This window comes from Nocardia pneumoniae NBRC 100136, from assembly GCF_000308755.1.
GTDB classification, from domain to species: Bacteria; Actinomycetota; Actinomycetes; order Mycobacteriales; family Mycobacteriaceae; genus Nocardia; species Nocardia pneumoniae.
On sequence record NZ_BAGF01000025.1, the window covers coordinates 62,604 to 77,254 of the forward strand.

The 14,651-nt window shown below is 70.1% G+C and carries 13 protein-coding genes; 9 read left to right on the forward strand and 4 right to left on the reverse strand.

The features are described 5' to 3' along the window. The first annotated feature begins 74 nt into the window (after window positions 1–74). The 4 genes from ON34_RS06815 to ON34_RS06830 all read left to right on the forward strand — a co-directional run bounded on the left by ON34_RS06815 (window position 75) and on the right by ON34_RS06830 (window position 2,656). Window positions 75–1,052, forward strand: a complete 978-nt coding sequence (locus ON34_RS06815) for a hypothetical protein (protein WP_157172196.1) — start codon at window positions 75–77, stop codon at window positions 1,050–1,052. A gap of 181 nt (window positions 1,053–1,233) precedes the next feature. Beyond that, window positions 1,234–1,905, forward strand: a complete 672-nt coding sequence (locus ON34_RS06820; RefSeq protein ID WP_040775729.1) for a TetR/AcrR family transcriptional regulator — start codon at window positions 1,234–1,236, stop codon at window positions 1,903–1,905. Between the two features lie 41 nt (window positions 1,906–1,946). Then, the gene (locus ON34_RS06825) at window positions 1,947–2,465 is read left to right on the forward strand and encodes a GNAT family N-acetyltransferase (protein ID WP_040775732.1); all 519 of its coding nucleotides are present in this window, start codon (window positions 1,947–1,949) and stop codon (window positions 2,463–2,465) included. Next, window positions 2,450–2,656, forward strand: coding sequence for a hypothetical protein (locus ON34_RS06830; protein WP_040775735.1), 207 nt, complete (start codon window positions 2,450–2,452; stop codon window positions 2,654–2,656). The genes ON34_RS06825 and ON34_RS06830 overlap by 16 nt, the downstream gene beginning before the upstream one ends. Here ON34_RS06830 and ON34_RS06835 read toward each other — a convergent pair. Together ON34_RS06835 and ON34_RS06840 are read right to left on the reverse strand one after the other, a co-directional pair. Further along, the gene (locus ON34_RS06835; protein ID WP_040775738.1) at window positions 2,649–4,199 is read right to left on the reverse strand and encodes a glycerol-3-phosphate dehydrogenase/oxidase; all 1,551 of its coding nucleotides are present in this window, start codon (window positions 4,197–4,199) and stop codon (window positions 2,649–2,651) included. The genes ON34_RS06830 and ON34_RS06835 overlap by 8 nt on opposite strands. A gap of 31 nt (window positions 4,200–4,230) precedes the next feature. Next, window positions 4,231–4,839: a TetR/AcrR family transcriptional regulator gene (locus ON34_RS06840; protein WP_040775740.1), complete on the reverse strand. Its 609-nt coding sequence runs from the start codon at window positions 4,837–4,839 to the stop codon at window positions 4,231–4,233. 244 nt (window positions 4,840–5,083) lie between these two features. Between ON34_RS06840 and ON34_RS06845 the strand changes: the two genes are divergently transcribed. After that, complete coding sequence (locus ON34_RS06845) at window positions 5,084–6,661, forward strand: FAD-binding oxidoreductase (protein ID WP_051022217.1); 1,578 nt, start codon at window positions 5,084–5,086, stop codon at window positions 6,659–6,661. Further along, entirely contained in the window at window positions 6,658–7,614 is a 957-nt protein-coding gene (locus tag ON34_RS06850) for a diacylglycerol kinase (protein WP_040775742.1), read from the forward strand. The genes ON34_RS06845 and ON34_RS06850 overlap by 4 nt, the downstream gene beginning before the upstream one ends. Before the next feature lie 90 nt (window positions 7,615–7,704). On the opposite strand, the gene ON34_RS06855 is transcribed toward ON34_RS06850, so the two are convergent. Together ON34_RS06855 and ON34_RS06860 are read right to left on the reverse strand one after the other, a co-directional pair. Then, window positions 7,705–8,382, reverse strand: coding sequence for an AAA family ATPase (locus ON34_RS06855; RefSeq protein WP_245547915.1), 678 nt, complete (start codon window positions 8,380–8,382; stop codon window positions 7,705–7,707). Window positions 8,383–8,439: 57 nt separating this feature from the next. After that, window positions 8,440–9,033, reverse strand: coding sequence for a helix-turn-helix domain-containing protein (locus ON34_RS06860; RefSeq protein WP_040775744.1), 594 nt, complete (start codon window positions 9,031–9,033; stop codon window positions 8,440–8,442). A 91-nt stretch (window positions 9,034–9,124) separates the two neighbouring features. On the opposite strand from ON34_RS06860, the gene ON34_RS06865 reads away from it, so the two are divergent. The 3 genes from ON34_RS06865 to folC all read left to right on the forward strand — a co-directional run bounded on the left by ON34_RS06865 (window position 9,125) and on the right by folC (window position 14,612). Then, window positions 9,125–10,117: an NAD(P)/FAD-dependent oxidoreductase gene (locus tag ON34_RS06865; RefSeq protein ID WP_174372008.1), complete on the forward strand. Its 993-nt coding sequence runs from the start codon at window positions 9,125–9,127 to the stop codon at window positions 10,115–10,117. Window positions 10,118–10,473: 356 nt separating this feature from the next. After that, window positions 10,474–13,152, forward strand: coding sequence for a valine--tRNA ligase (locus ON34_RS06870; protein WP_040775745.1), 2,679 nt, complete (start codon window positions 10,474–10,476; stop codon window positions 13,150–13,152). A gap of 74 nt (window positions 13,153–13,226) precedes the next feature. Further along, complete coding sequence (gene folC / locus ON34_RS06875) at window positions 13,227–14,612, forward strand: bifunctional tetrahydrofolate synthase/dihydrofolate synthase (protein ID WP_040775794.1); 1,386 nt, start codon at window positions 13,227–13,229, stop codon at window positions 14,610–14,612. Window positions 14,613–14,651 lie beyond the last annotated feature (39 nt).

A 14,651-nucleotide genomic window follows, 5' to 3' on the forward strand; every position in this document is an offset into this window, starting at 1 on the left:
ATCTGATGGGCTGCGCCCAATGGCGCAGGTCTCGTAGACTTCCGGTGCATGGGGACTTCGATCATTCCAACACCATGACTCCGCAGCAGCCGAATCCGCGCCCAGGCATAAAACCGCGGCGCGTGAAGCCTCTGCGCCATACCCCTCCTCGACAGCGACCGCAACCCGAAGAAGAGCCGCCTGCCTCGCCTCCGCCGTCCACAGAAAGCAAACCATGGTGGAAACGTGTACTCGCCTTGCTGTTCACAATCTTCGTGGCGGGCGGCGCTGTCGTTGCTTTTCTGAATGATCAGATCGAGAGTTGGCTCACCAGCCAATTCGAAAAGGTCGGCACGGATATCAAAGTCGTCGATATGACCGAGGTCGATGATCCGGCGAGCAATTGGCTGCTGCCCGCGGGCGTCGACCCGACGCCCTATCTCACTCGGCCGGTGACGAACGAGCCGGGCGTGGTGTGGATGCGTGAACACGGTGCCGTCGCGGTGTCTTCCATGACCTGGGAAGTGACACTGCTGGCCAACCGGACCAGCGCTGTGGAGATCGTGGATATCGTACCGGTGCTCGTCGAACCATGTGGCGATCCCTTGGTTTCAGGGTATGGCTTCATGGACGAACATCTCGAAGGAGATACGGACAAGCTCGTTCTGGTTACCGATGTGGCGAGCGAGCACCCGGTGTTCGACCGGACCGGTGTCGATGACAAGGGTGAGCGCGTCGATGTCCTGAACTTTTTCGCCGACAAGCGCATCACCCTCCCGAAAGGGGAGAAGAACACGATCGCGTTCACCACGAGGATCACCGAAGGGCACTGCCGGTGGACCTACCGGCTCGACTACATCGCCGAAACCGGCCGGGAATCGATGACCATCAGCGCGCCCGGAGGAAAACCGTTCGAAATGACCGCGGGCGATCTCACCCAGGGCTACGACTGGATCGTGCCGACCGCGGCGCTCGCCTGTCTCGGCATCCCGGAAGGTGCGGTGCGACCGAAGCTGAGCGGAACAGCGGGCCGTGCACTCATCGAAAACGGCGAATGCTGGACCCCGCGTTAGCCGAACCCGGTCATCGCGGCACGCGGTCACCTGGCGAGTACCCCGGTCCGAGATTCGCCGGGCAGATGGCACGAACGCTGATCGTGTCAAACGGCGTTCGTCTGCGGTTATGCTCGGGCGCAATGAGTGAGCGAACGATCGAAACAGTCATTCCGGAGCCGCGCGGCAGCGAGGCGAAGGTATGAGCGCGGCAGGAGTCAGCCGAAGGGCTCGCCCGGCCAAAGCCCCGCTCAGTCGCGAGGTGATCGTCGAGACCGGCCTGCGCATCCTGGACCGGGACGGTGCGGCGGCGCTCACCATGCGCCGGGTCGCTCAGGACCTGGACACCGGAGCGGCGTCGCTCTACGTCTACGTCGCCAACCGCGACGATCTCATGGCCGCCATGCTCGACCATGTCCTCGGCACGGTTCCCGAGCCGGTCGGTGGAAGCTGGCGTGAGCGGCTCACCGAGCTGGCCGACGCCGCGGTGACCGCGATGAGCAGGCACGAAGGGCTGGCGCTCGTCGCGCTCGGCACGATCCCGACCAGCCCGAACGCGCTGCGTCTGCTGGAACTGATGCTCCGGTCGCTCGCCGAGGCGGGACTGGACGACCGCACCGCGTCCTGGGCGGTGGACCTGCTGTACCTGCACGTCACCGCGGCGGCCGCCGAGCAGAGCGTGCACGACACCAGCGGCCGCACCGAACGCGACTACCTCGCCGACGTCGAGCGGCACTTCGCCGAGCTGCCCGCCGACCGGTACCCGACCCTCGTGTCCCTGCGCGACACCATGCTGTCCGGCGACGGCGACGCCCGCGCGGCATGGGCGGTCCGGGTGCTGCTCAACGGCATCCTCGCCACCCGGGCCGACTAATTCGCTGGCCCTCGCCAGGCCCGCCGGTTCACACTGACCCGGTGATTCGATCCGCGACGCCCCGTGACCTCCCCGCGCTTCAGGACATCGAGCGAGCGGCGGGAAAACCGTTCGCGGAGATCGGCATGACGGCGGTGGCCGATGACGAACCTCCCTCGCTGGAAACGCTGCGCGGGTTCCAGGAGGCCGGACGCGCCTGGGTCTGGGCCGAGGACTATGCGCCGATCGGCTACCTGATCGTCGGGGTGGTCGACGCGAACGCGCACATCGACCAGGTTTCGGTGCACCCCGATTACGCCGGTCGGCGCATCGGCAAGCGCCTCATCGACCGAGCCGCACGCTGGGCCGCGGACGACGGCCTCCCCGCGTTGACGTTGACGACGTTCACGGAGGTCGTCTGGAACGGCCCGTATTACGAGCGGCTCGGCTTCCGCTACCTGTCCGCGGACGAGGAGACACCCGGCCTGCGCGCTCTGCGCGCCGCCGAACGCGCCCACGGCCTCGACCGCTGGCCGCGTGCATGCATGCGAGTGGAGTTGTCCGCATGGGCGATCGACTGACCCGCCCGCGGAGCGGAGAACCCGACTGGACCACTGCCCGCGAGATCGCCGACCAGATCGCCGCCGAGGCGGGCGTCAGCGAAGAAGACCTGGCCTGGGCCGATGAAGTGCTCGGCCTGGATGACTCGGCGGTACCGCGGGACCGCAATGGCGTTACTCCGACGCTGCCGACCCCGCACAGCCCTAGCTGATGGCGGCGAGTGCGGCCGCGGCGGCTGGGGCGGCGGCCGTCCGGTCCTCGGCGACCAGTCCGATGCGTGTGCGCCGGTCAAGTAGATCGTCGGCGTCGAGCGCGCCCTCGTGGGAGACCGCGAACGCGAATTCGGCGGCGAGTACATCGATTCCGGGGGCGACCGGCTCGGCGAGCGCTGGATCATGGCGGGCTGCCGCCAGCACGGTGGTCGCCTCGCCGCCGTAGCGGTCGATCAGCACGGGCGGGGCGTCGATGCGGTCGCGGGCCGCTCCGGAGACCGCGCCGACCAGGGGAAGCTGCCGGGTGCGGCATGGTCCTGCGGTGAGGCCGCCGTGTTCGACGGCCGCGTCGATGACGTCTTCGGCCATCTTCCGGTAGGTGGTGAGTTTGCCGCCGACGATCGTGATGACGCCGGAGGGCGAGCGGAGGACCGCGTGCTTGCGTGAGATGTCGGCCGTGTTGTCGTCGGCGGTCTGCAACAGCGGACGCAGGCCCGCGTAGGAGCCGCGAATGTCGGTGCGTGTCAGGGGCTCCCGCAGGGCGGGGTTGATGGTGTCGAGCAGGAAGTCGATCTCGGCGTCGGTGGGCTTCGGCTCGTCGGGCACCGGGCCCGGCGCGTCCTCGTCGGTGAGACCGAGGTAGACCCGGCCGTGCGCGGCGGGGAACGCGAAGACGAAACGGCTGGTGCTGCCGGGCACCGGTACGGTCAGCGCGGCGGTGAGGCCGCCGAAGGACGCCGCGGAGAACACCAGGTGGGTGCCCCGGCTCGGGCGCAGCCGGATGCTCGGATCGACCTGGTCGGCCCAGACGCCGGTGGCGTTCACCACGGTGCGTGGCCGCACGGCGAGGGTCTCGCCGGTCCGGGTGTCGCGCAGAGTCGCCGAATCACCGGTCACGTCGAGGGCTTCGGTATACGTGATGACCCGCGCGCCGTGTGCGGCCGCGGTGCGCGCAAGGGCCACGACCAAGCGCGCGTCGTCGACCAGCTGTCCGTCCCAAGCCTGCAAACCGCCGCGCAGCCCCGCGCGGCGGACGGTCGGCGCCAGCCGCGACGCCTCCGCGGCGGCGACGCGCCGGGAGCGGGGCAGGATCGCGGCAGGGGTTCCCGCGCCGCGCCGCAGCAGGTCACCCGCAAGAAAACCGGCACGGACCAGCGCGGCCTGTGCCGCGCCGATCTCGGGCAGCAGCGGCACCAGCTGGGGCAGCGGGCGCACCAGGTGTGGCGCCGTGGTGCGCATGAGGATGCCGCGTTCCACCGCGCTCTCGTGCGCGATGCCGACCCGGCCACTGGCCAGGTAGCGCAGCCCGCCGTGCACCAGCTTGGAACTCCAGCGGCTGGTGCCGAAGGCCAGGTCGTGGCGTTCCACCAGCACGGTCCGCAGTCCGCGGGTGGCCGCGTCCAGCGCCGCGCCCGTGCCGGTGACGCCGCCGCCGATCACCAGCACGTCGATCTCGGCGCCGTCGCCGAGCCGGGACAGGTCCGCGGCGCGGCGGGCGGCGTTCAACGCGGAGTCTCCGGTGTACGGCGGATTCGTGTTCATGCCAATGCCTTTCCGATCCAGCGGGGCGCCGTCATCGCGGCTGATTCCGGTCGTCGAGATACCCGTCGATCGCGCGCCGGAGCTCGGTGTCGAGGTGTTCACCCGCCAGCAGCGGCGCGACGGTGCCCGCCGACTGCACCGCGGACTGGGCGATCAGCAGCAGCATCGTGGCCATCCGTTCCGGGTCGCCGTCACGAATAGAGCCGTCCTGCTGGCCTTCTCGGATACCCGCCGCGAACAGCTCGATCAGCGCGCGCTGGTTTCGGCCCAGCCGACCGAACACGTACGTGAGCATGAGGTCGGTGTCGGTGCGAAAGATCTTGCCGAACAACGGATTCGAGCGGACCGTGGCCGCGCCCGCGACCACGCCTTCGACCAGCCTGGCGCGGGCGCTGCCCGCGGACGGCATGGTCGCCGCGACGATGCCGCGCAGCTCACGCACCAGCAGCTCGGCCACCAGCGCGCCGGTATCCGGCCAGCGGCGGTAGACGGTCGGCCTGCTGACCCCCGCCCGCCGCGCCACCTCGGTGAGCGTGGTGCGGCGCACGCCGAACTCCTGCACGCAGGCGCGGGCCGCGTCCAAGATCGCGAGGTCGGTCGCCGAGAGCGCGTTCTCGGCGGGGTCGTCGGGAGCGGTCACTGTCACCACCGGGTGTCGATTCGTCGACGGCAGGGCCACCGACCAGGATGAATAGGCCGAATGTTCGTTACTGCTTGACAGTCTATGTCAAACTGTAACGCATGGTGGATGGAGCGACCAGGGGACCGAGCGGCCAGGGCGGTATGCCGGAGCCGAGCGCCGACGAGGTGCGGGCATGATGCGGGGGCACATCGCCGGGGATCCGGCCCTCGCGACGAAGACCGGCGTGCGCTCGGCGGCGGACATGGTCTGGGATGCCTGGGGAATCCCGGCTGGACACCAGCCGCTGTCGGAGCGCATCCGTGCCTTGCTGACGCAGGTCTTCGGGTTGTCCGGCCACCCGGTGGCGCGCCGCGACGAGGGCGACGTGCCACTGCGCGAATCGGCGCTGACGCCCGCGCAGCGAGCCGGATTGGTCGCGGTGGTCGGCGACGGCAACGTGTCCGCCGACCACCGCGACCGTTTGCGGCACGCCGGTGGCAAGAGCACGCCCGATCTGCTGCGCCGCCGCGCCGAAGGCCCGCAGGACGCGCCCGACGCCGTCGTCTTCCCCGCCGATCACGACCAGGTGCTCGCGGTGCTCGCCTACTGCGCGCAGCACGCCGTCGCGGTGGTTCCGTTCGGCGGCGGCACCAGTGTGGTCGGCGGCGTCGATCCGGTGCGCGGCCGTTTCGACGCGGTGATCGCACTGGACCTGCGCAGGCTCGATCGCGTGACCGACATCGACCCGGTCAGCGGCACCGCGACACTCGGCGCAGGACTCACCGGTCCGCGCGCGGAGGAACTGCTCGCCGAGCACGGCCTTTCGCTCGGCCACTTCCCGCAGAGCTTCGAGTTCGCCACGATCGGCGGGTTCGCGGCGACGCGGTCGTCCGGACAGGCGTCCGCGGGCTACGGCCGCTTCGACGACATGGTGCAGCGGCTGAAGATCGCCACGCCCAGCGGCACGCTGGAACTCGGTCGCGCCCCCGCCTCGGCCGCGGGACCGGATCTGCGGGAACTGTTCGTCGGTTCGGAGGGAACGCTCGGTGTCATCACCGAGATCACCCTGCGGGTGCATCCGCTCCCGGAAACCGTTGCCTACCAAGCGTGGTCGTTTCCCGACTTCGAAACGGGTGCCGCCGCATTGCGCTCGGTGGTGCAGGCGGGCGCGGCGCCGACCGTGCTGCGGCTGTCCGACGAAGCGGAGACCGGGATCAACCTGGCCCGCTCCGGTGATATCGGCGGTAGTCCGGTGGCGGGCTGTTTGGTCATCACCACCTACGAGGGCAGCGCGGCGCATGTGGCGGCGCGCAGCGCGGAGGCGGCCGAGTTGCTCGCCGCCGCGGGCGGCACACCGCTGGGTGCGGGACCAGCGCAGGAGTGGGAGCACGGTCGATTCGCGGCGCCGTACCTCCGCGACGCGCTCCTGGACGTCGGCGTGCTGTGCGAGACCCTGGAGACCGCGACCACCTGGTCGAACCTGGCGGCGCTGAAGGCGGAGGTGACCGCGGCGCTGACCGGCGCGCTGAGCGAGCAAGGGACGCCCGCACTGGTCATGTGCCACATCTCGCACACCTACCCGACCGGCGCTTCGCTGTACTTCACCGTCGTCGCCAAGCAGCTGGACGACCCGCTCGGCCAGTGGCTGGCCGCCAAGCGCGCCGCGGGCGACGCCATCGTCGCGGCGGGTGGCACCATCACCCACCATCACGCGGTCGGTACCGACCACCGTCCGTGGCTGCCGGACGAGGTCGGCGATCTCGGCGTGCGCGTCCTGCGCGCGGTGAAGGCCGAACTGGACCCGGCGGGCATCCTGAACCCGGGAAAGTTGGTGCCGTGACCGAGCATTCGCCCGTGCGGGCGGTCACCGTGGTGACCAATCCGCGGTCCGGCCACGGCAAGAGCGGCGACGTCGCGAACGCGGCGATCGCCCGGTTCCGCGCCTGCGGCGTCGAGGTGACCGAGGTGTGCGGCACCACAGCTGCCGAATCGGTTCGGCAGGTACGCGATTCGATCGCGGGCGTCAGCGGCGCGAAGCCCGACGCGGTGGTCTGCATCGGAGGCGACGGGCTGATCAACGTGACCCTCGCGGCCGTCGCCGAGACCGGCGTCGCGCTCGGCATGGTCCCCGCGGGCACCGGCAACGATCTGGCCAGGGAACTCGGCGTGCCGACCGATGACCCGGTCGCCGCGGCCGATCTCGTAGTGCGCGGGCGTACCAGGGCGATTGATCTGGGCCGGATCGAGTCCACCGGTCCGGCCGCGCCGATGTGGTTCGCCACCGTGACCGGTACCGGATTCGACGCGCGGGTCACCTTGCGCGCCAACGCTATGCGCTGGCCGAAAGGGAGGCTGCGCTACACCGTCGCGGCACTGGCCGAGATCTCCGGGCGTTTCACCGTGCCCTACCGCGTCGAACTGACCGATGCGGTAACCGACGGATTGGTCAACCCCGGCACGGGTTCCCGGCTGGAAACCGAGGCGGTCATGGTCGCGGTCGGCAACACCCGCACCTACGGCGGCGGCATGTTGATCTGCCCGGACGCGGTCATGGACGACGGACTGCTCGACCTGACCGTGGTCGGCGCGCTGTCCCGCAGGGAGATGCTGCGCCTGTTGCCCGCGCTGTCGGCGGGAAAGCGTCAGAACCATCCGGAGGTCAAGCAGTACCGTGCCGCGGCCGTCACGCTCAGCGCGCCAGGCGCGCCCGCCACTGCCGACGGCGAACCGGCCGGTACCCTGCCGATCACCATCCGCGCGGTCCCCTCGGCGCTCACCGTTCTGGTTCCCTGACGCGACCAGCGAGTCGGCCGGTCAGGGCGTGCCTCCCTCTTCGCTCCGGCCATGGGCGGGCTGATGACGGACCGCGTCCGACAGCGCCCATCAAGAGGCGAACACCACGCGACGGATCCGGTCGACCGCCGCGCGGTCGACGATGACCACCGAACGCGACGCGGCGTCGGTCGTAGGGTGCTCGGTCGCGATCTCGTGCATGAGCTGACGCCAGCGCCACACGTGAATCGTGAAGGCCATGCGGTTGATCCGGCGACCGCGGGCGTACTGGCCCGCCCGCGCCACGGCGGCGGGCACGTCGAGCATGAGCAGGTGCAGTTCGCGGCCGTAATCCGCTGCCCAGCGCGCGATCAGCGTGCGCGTCCAGCGGAAGGTCGCGCAATCGTGGATCACGACCGGACCGGTGCCGTCGCGTAACGCCGTGCGGATCGCCCGGAAATGCGCGATATGCACCACCGGGCGCCACAGCAGGTAGGGCAGCCACCACAGCCTGGGCCGCAAGCGGTTCCGCGCCTGCATCGAGTCGAGCACCAGCGCGCCTTCGGGCCCGTGCGAGGGCTCGACGGCATCGGATTCGGCGCTGAAGAACTTGCGCAGCGCGGTGCTCTTGCCCGCGCCGGGGATGCCCGCGACGATCAGCGCCGCCGACGCCGGATACCGCAACTCCTCGATGGCATGTCCCCGTAGATCGTGCAGGGTCTCGGGGGACAGGATCGGCAACCGGGGTTCGGGGGCGTGCGTCGGCAGGGCTTCGAGCGGGGGGTTCACCCCTCCCAGAGTCCCCAGCCGCGACCCGTTCGGCAACCGGGAAAACCCTGGTTTTTCTTACCCGCGTTTCCGTCCCGCCGAGCGTGCGCGCAGGTGCATTCGCTCGCCCTGGGAGCCGAAAAGGCTGAGGATTTCCACCGACCCGCGGCCCGCGCTGCCGAACCAATGCGGTTGGCGGGTGTCGAATTCCGCGGCCTCGCCCGGCCCGAGCACCAGATCGTGCTCGCCGAGCACCAGCCGGAGCCGCCCGGACAGCACGTAGAGCCACTCGAAACCCTCGTGCACCTTCGGGTCCGGCTCGCCGCGATCGGGTGGAATGATGATCTTGAACGCCTGCAGCGGCCCTGGCTGCCGAGTGAGCGGGACTATGGTGAGCCCGTTCATCTTTCGTGCCGTGGTGTGCACTCTCGGATCGGCGATCTTGGGCGCGGCCACCAATTCGTCCAAGGGCACCTGGTGGGCCATCGCGATGGGCAACAGCAGCTCCAAACTGGCTTTGCGCTGGCCGGACTCCAATCGCGACAGCGTGCTCTTGGAGATCCCGGTGCTCTCCGCCAGCGCGGTGAGCGTGACGTTGCGACGGGTGCGCAGCGCCTTGAGTCGCGGGCCGATGTCGGCTAGTGCTGCGGCGACGGCCGGTTGCGTGGTCATGTCACCAGTGCACCGCCTTTTCCCGAAATCGGCAACATTCGTTGCCGAACAAGCGAGCGGGACGGCAATCTGCCGGTGGAGGTGATCGCGGATGAGCGAGCGAACAACGGGCACAGCCGAGCACTCCCGCGCCGGAGCGGAACGACCGCGAGGCGCGGGCATACGCAGCACATATGACGTGGTGATCGTGGGTGGCGGCGCGGCGGGACTGTCCGCGGCGCTGGTCCTGGCCAGGGCTCGGCGCCGCGTCGCGGTGGTCGACGCGGGCGCGCCGCGCAACGCGCCCGCCGAGCACATGCACGGGTTCCTGTCCCGCGACGGGATGCCGCCCGCGGATCTGCTGGCGACCGGCGTCGCGGAGGTCACGAGCTACGGCGGGGACGTGATCGCTGACGTCGTCATCGACGCGGAAGGGTCCGTGGACGACTACACACTGCGGCTGGAACGCTGCGGGCCGCTGCGGGCGCGCCGCGTCCTGGTCGCCACCGGGCTGCGGGACGAACTGCCGGACCTGCCCGGCGTGCGGGAGCGCTGGGGCCGCGACGTGCTGCACTGCCCGTACTGCCACGGCTACGAGGTCCGTGACCAGCCGATCGGCGTGCTCGGCGGCCGGGAGCCGGGCGCGGTGGCGCGTGCGGTGCACCTGGCGTTGCTGCTGCCGCAGTGGTCGGAGGATGTGCTCTTCTTTTCGCACACGATGGCGCTGTCCGACGGCGACCGCGCCCACCTGGACGCGCGCGGAGTGCGCGTGGTCGAAGGGGAGGTCGCGCGGCTCGTGGTGGACGACGCACTGCGCGGGGTGGAACTGTCCGACGGGCGGGTGGTGCCGCGGACGGCGATGTTCGTCGCCCCGGCCTTCCGCGCCGACGACGCCCTGCTCGTCGCGCTGGGCTGCGCGTTCGACGACAACGGCTGGGTGGTCACCGACCCGGCCGGGCGCACCAGCGTTCCGGGCGTCTGGGCCGCGGGCAACGTCGCCAACCCGGCGGCCCAGGTGATCTCGGCGGCGGGCGCGGGCTCGACCGCCGCGATCGCGATCAACGGAGACCTGGTGATGGCCGACGCCACCGCGCTCGCGCGATAAGTGGAATCCCCGGGGTACAAAACGCCGGAAGCTGAGAATTACTTATGGATTCCGGGGCCGGTCTCGGATCGCCGGTAAGCTACTGGCATAGGCGGAGTGTTCGGTGTCCCTCATCCACCGAAGACTCCGCCTTATTTTGTCTCCAGCCCGGAATGCGCACTGTCGATCGCCCGGGCGAGTGCCCTCGACCCACGCGGTCGCGTAGCTGGCCGCCGACTATGGGCGCTGGATCCACCCGAGTTCCGCTGCCGACGCCGATCGGCGTGCGGGGCGGATCCGCGCCGGATTCGGCCGACCCGGCGCCAGGCGGTCGACCGACCCGAAGTGGACGGATCGACGCGCTCTAGAATCGCGGGGTGACCAGCGCAGCCCCTGACAACACGCGTAATCGTGCCGATGCCCTCCCCAAGAGCTGGACCCCCAGCGACGTAGAGGCCGAGATGTACGAGCGCTGGGTAGCGGCTGGCTATTTCACCGCGGACCCGGCCAGCGGCAAGCCCCCGTACTCGATCGTGCTGCCGCCGCCGAACGTCACCGGCACGCTGCACATGGGCCACGCGCTCGACCACACCCTGATGGACACGCTGTCGCGCCGCAAGCGCATGCAGGGCTACGAGGTGCTCTGGCTGCCCGGCATGGACCATGCGGGCATCGCCACCCAGACCGTGGTGGAGAAGCAGCTCGCGGTGGACGGCAAGACGAAGGAAGACTTCGGCCGCGAACTGTTCGTGCAGAAGGTGTGGGACTGGAAGCGCGAGTCCGGCGGCGCCATCCAATGGCAGATGCGCGCGCTCGGCGACGGCGTCGACTGGAGCCGCGACCGCTTCACGATGGACGATGGCCTGTCCCGCGCCGTGCAGACCATGTTCAAGCGGCTCTACGACGCGGGCCTGATCTACCGCGCCGAGCGGCTGGTGAACTGGTCGCCGGAACTGCGCACCGCGATCTCGGACATCGAGGTCAAGTACGAGGACGTGCAAGGCGAGCTGGTCTCGCTGCGCTACGGCTCGCTCAGCGACGACGAACCGCACGTCATCGTGGCCACCACCCGGGTGGAGACCATGCTCGGCGACACGGCCGTGGCCGTGCACCCCGAGGACCCGCGCTACCGCGACCTGATCGGCACCACCCTGGAACACCCGATCACCGGCCGGCAGATCCCGATCATTGCCGACGACTACGTCGATCCCGAATTCGGTTCCGGTGCGGTGAAGATCACACCCGCGCACGACCCGAACGACTTCGAGATCGGCCTGCGCCACGGCCTGCCGATGCCGACCATCATGGACGAGCGCGGCCGGATCACCGGCACCGGAACCGAATTCGACGGCATGGACCGTTTCGAGGCGCGGGTCAAGGTCCGCGAGCGGCTCGCCGAGGAAGGCCGCGTCGTCGCGGAGAAACGGCCGTACCTGCACAGCGTCGGACACTCCGAGCGCACCGGCGAGCCGATCGAGCCGCGCCTGTCCATGCAGTGGTGGGTGAAGGTGGAATCACTGGCCAAGGCCGCGGGTGACGCGGTGCGAAACGGCGACACCGTGATCCACCCGAAGAGCCAGGAGCCGCGCTGGTTCGGCTGGGTCGACGACATGCACGACTGGTGCATCTCGCGTCAGCTGTGGTGGGGCCACCGCATCCCGATCTGGTACGGCCCCGAGGGCGAGGTGGTGTGCGTCGGCCCCGACGAACAGGCGCCCGAGGGCTGGGTGCAGGACCCGGACGTGCTGGACACCTGGTTCTCCTCCGGGCTGTGGCCGTTCTCCACCATGGGCTGGCCGCATGCCACGGCCGAACTGGAGAAGTTCTATCCCACCAGCGTTCTCGTCACCGGCTACGACATCCTGTTCTTCTGGGTGGCGCGGATGATGATGTTCGGCACCTATGTCGCCGAGGATGCCGTGCTCACCACGGGCAAGGGCGGCGAGCGCCAGGTGCCGTTCAAGGACGTGTTCCTGCACGGCCTGATCCGCGACCAGTTCGGCAAGAAGATGTCCAAGTCGCGCGGCAACGGCATCGACCCGCTGGACTGGATCAACGCTTTCGGCGCCGACGCCACGCGCTTCACCCTTGCGCGCGGCGCGCAGCCAGGCGGTGACCTCTCGGTGGGCGAGCCGCACGTGCTCGCCTCGCGCAGCTTCGTGACCAAGCTGTTCAACGCGGCCAAGTTCGCGCTGATGAACGGCGCGCGAGTGGGCGAGCTGCCCGACCGCGCCCAGCTCACCGATGCCGACCGCTGGATCCTGGACCGGCTGGACGAGGTGCGCGCCGAAGTCGATTCGGCGTTCGACGCCTACGAGTTCGGCAAGGCGTGCGAGGCGCTCTACCACTTCGCCTGGGACGAACTGTGCGACTGGTACCTGGAATTGGCCAAGGTGCAGTTCGCCGCCGAGGGCGCGCGCGCCGAGGCGACCCAGCTGGTGCTCGGCGCGGTGCTGGACGCGGTGCTGCGCCTGCTGCATCCGGTCATCCCGTTCGTCACCGAGGCGCTGTGGCAGGCGCTGACCGGCGGCGAGTCGGTGGTGGTCGCGCCGTGGCCGCAGGCCTCCGGCGTGCCCGCCGATCAGGCGGCGGCGCAACGTATCTCGGACACCCAGCGGTTGATCACGGAGATCCGGCGGTTCCGCAGCGATCAGGGCCTGGCCGACAAGCAGAAGGTGGCGGCCAAGCTGATCGGCGTGGACGCCGCGGGGCTCGGCGAGCTCGCCGCGTCGGTGGCGAACCTGGCGCGGCTCACCGAGCCCGGCGCGGATTTCGCCGCCACCGCCTCGGTGGAGGTGCGGCTGAGCACGGCGACGGTGACCGTCGAGCTGGACACCTCCGGCGCGATCGACCTGGACGCCGAACGCCGCCGCCTGGAAAAGGACCTGGCCGCCGCGCAGAAGGAACTCCAGGGCACCGCCGCCAAGCTCGGCAACGAGGCGTTCCTGGCCAAGGCGCCCGAGCACGTCGTCGACAAGATCAAGAACCGGCAGCAGGTCGCCTCCGCCGAGGTGGCGCGAATCGAGTCCCGCCTGGCGGAGTTGAGCGGCAAGTGAACCACGAGCCGGAACCGCAGTACGGCGACGACGAGCGCCGTGGCGGCGCGCGGCTCGGCTCCGGGCCGTCCCCCGTGGAACTGGCCGAGATGGCGCTGGTCGAGGCCGAACTCGACCAGCGCTGGCCGGAGGCCAAGATCGAGCCGTCGCTCACCAGGATCGCCACCTTGATGGACCTGCTCGGCTCGCCGCAGCAGAGCTATCCGGCGATCCACGTCGCGGGCACCAACGGCAAGACCTCGGTGACCAGGATGATCGACGCGCTGCTCACCGCCCTGCACCGGCGCACCGGCCGGATCACCAGCCCGCACCTGCAGCTGGCGACCGAGCGGATCAGCATCGACAACGCGCCGATCTCCCCGGCCAAGTACGTGGAGACCTATCGGGAACTGCTGCCCTTCGTCGAGATGATCGATAAGCAGTCGGCGGCTGCGGGCGGCCCCGCGATGAGCAAGTTCGAGGTGCTCACCGGCATGGCGTTCGCCGCCTTCGCCGAGGCGCCGGTCGATGTCGCGGTCGTGGAGACCGGCATGGGCGGCGCCTGGGACGCCACCAACGTGATCGACGGGCAGGTCGCGGTGATCACGCCGATCGGCCTGGACCACACCGAGTACCTCGGCCCCGATCTGGCCTCCATCGCGAAGGAGAAGGCCGGGATCATCAAACGCGCCCCGGAGAGCCTGGTGCCGCGCGACAACGTCGCGGTGATCGCCGAGCAGGAGCCGGAGGCGATGGAGGTGCTGCTGCGCCGCGCCGTCGAGGTGGACGCCGCGGTCGCGCGCGAAGGCGCCGAGTTCCGCGTCCTCGCCCGCCAGATCGCGGTGGGCGGGCAGCAGCTCGAGTTGCAGGGCCTCGGCGGTGTGTACGACGAGATCTTCCTGCCGCTGCACGGTGAACATCAGGCACGCAACGCGGTGCTCGCGCTCGCGGCGGTGGAGGCGTTCTTCGGCGCGGGCGCGCAGCGCCAGCTCGACGTCGACGCCGTGCGCGCCGGTTTCGCGAGCGTGACCAGCCCGGGCCGGCTCGAGCGGGTCCGCAGTGCGCCGACCATCTTCATCGACGCCGCGCACAACCCGGCCGGCGCTCGGGCACTGGCCGCGACCCTCACCGACGAGTTCGACTTCCGCAAACTGGTCGGCGTGATCGCGGTGCTCGGCGACAAGGACGCCGACGGCATACTCGCCGCGCTGGAGCCGGTGTTCGACGAGATCGTGGTCACCACAAACGGCTCGCCGCGCGCGCTGGACGTGGAGACCCTGGCGGATCTCGCGGTGCAGCGGTTCGGCGACGAACGGGTGGTCACCGCGACCACGCTGCCGGACGCGCTGGAGACCGCGATCGCCATGGCCGAGGAAGTCGGCGAACAGGGCGAGATGGTGTCCGGCGCGGGCGTCGTCGTCACCGGCTCGGTGGTGACGGCGGGCGCGACCCGCGCGCTGTTCGGAAAGGACCCGGCATGAGAGGTCAGGCCCGGAGGCGGCAGCGCAGCGTGACCACGC

Excerpts from the sequence above, each read along its gene's own strand:
- ON34_RS06820 (WP_040775729.1), top strand. The coding sequence starts at position 1,234 with ATGAGCGCGGCAGGAGTCAGCCGAAGGGCTCGCCCGGCCAAAGCCCCG.
- ON34_RS06865 (WP_174372008.1), top strand. The coding sequence starts at position 9,125 with ATGAGCGAGCGAACAACGGGCACAGCCGAGCACTCCCGCGCCGGAGCG.
- ON34_RS06835 (WP_040775738.1), bottom strand. The coding sequence starts at position 4,199 with ATGAACACGAATCCGCCGTACACCGGAGACTCCGCGTTGAACGCCGCC.
- ON34_RS06860 (WP_040775744.1), bottom strand. The coding sequence starts at position 9,033 with ATGACCACGCAACCGGCCGTCGCCGCAGCACTAGCCGACATCGGCCCG.
- ON34_RS06815 (WP_157172196.1), top strand. The coding sequence starts at position 75 with ATGACTCCGCAGCAGCCGAATCCGCGCCCAGGCATAAAACCGCGGCGC.
- ON34_RS06830 (WP_040775735.1), top strand. The coding sequence starts at position 2,450 with ATGGGCGATCGACTGACCCGCCCGCGGAGCGGAGAACCCGACTGGACC.
- ON34_RS06845 (WP_051022217.1), top strand. The coding sequence starts at position 5,084 with ATGGTCTGGGATGCCTGGGGAATCCCGGCTGGACACCAGCCGCTGTCG.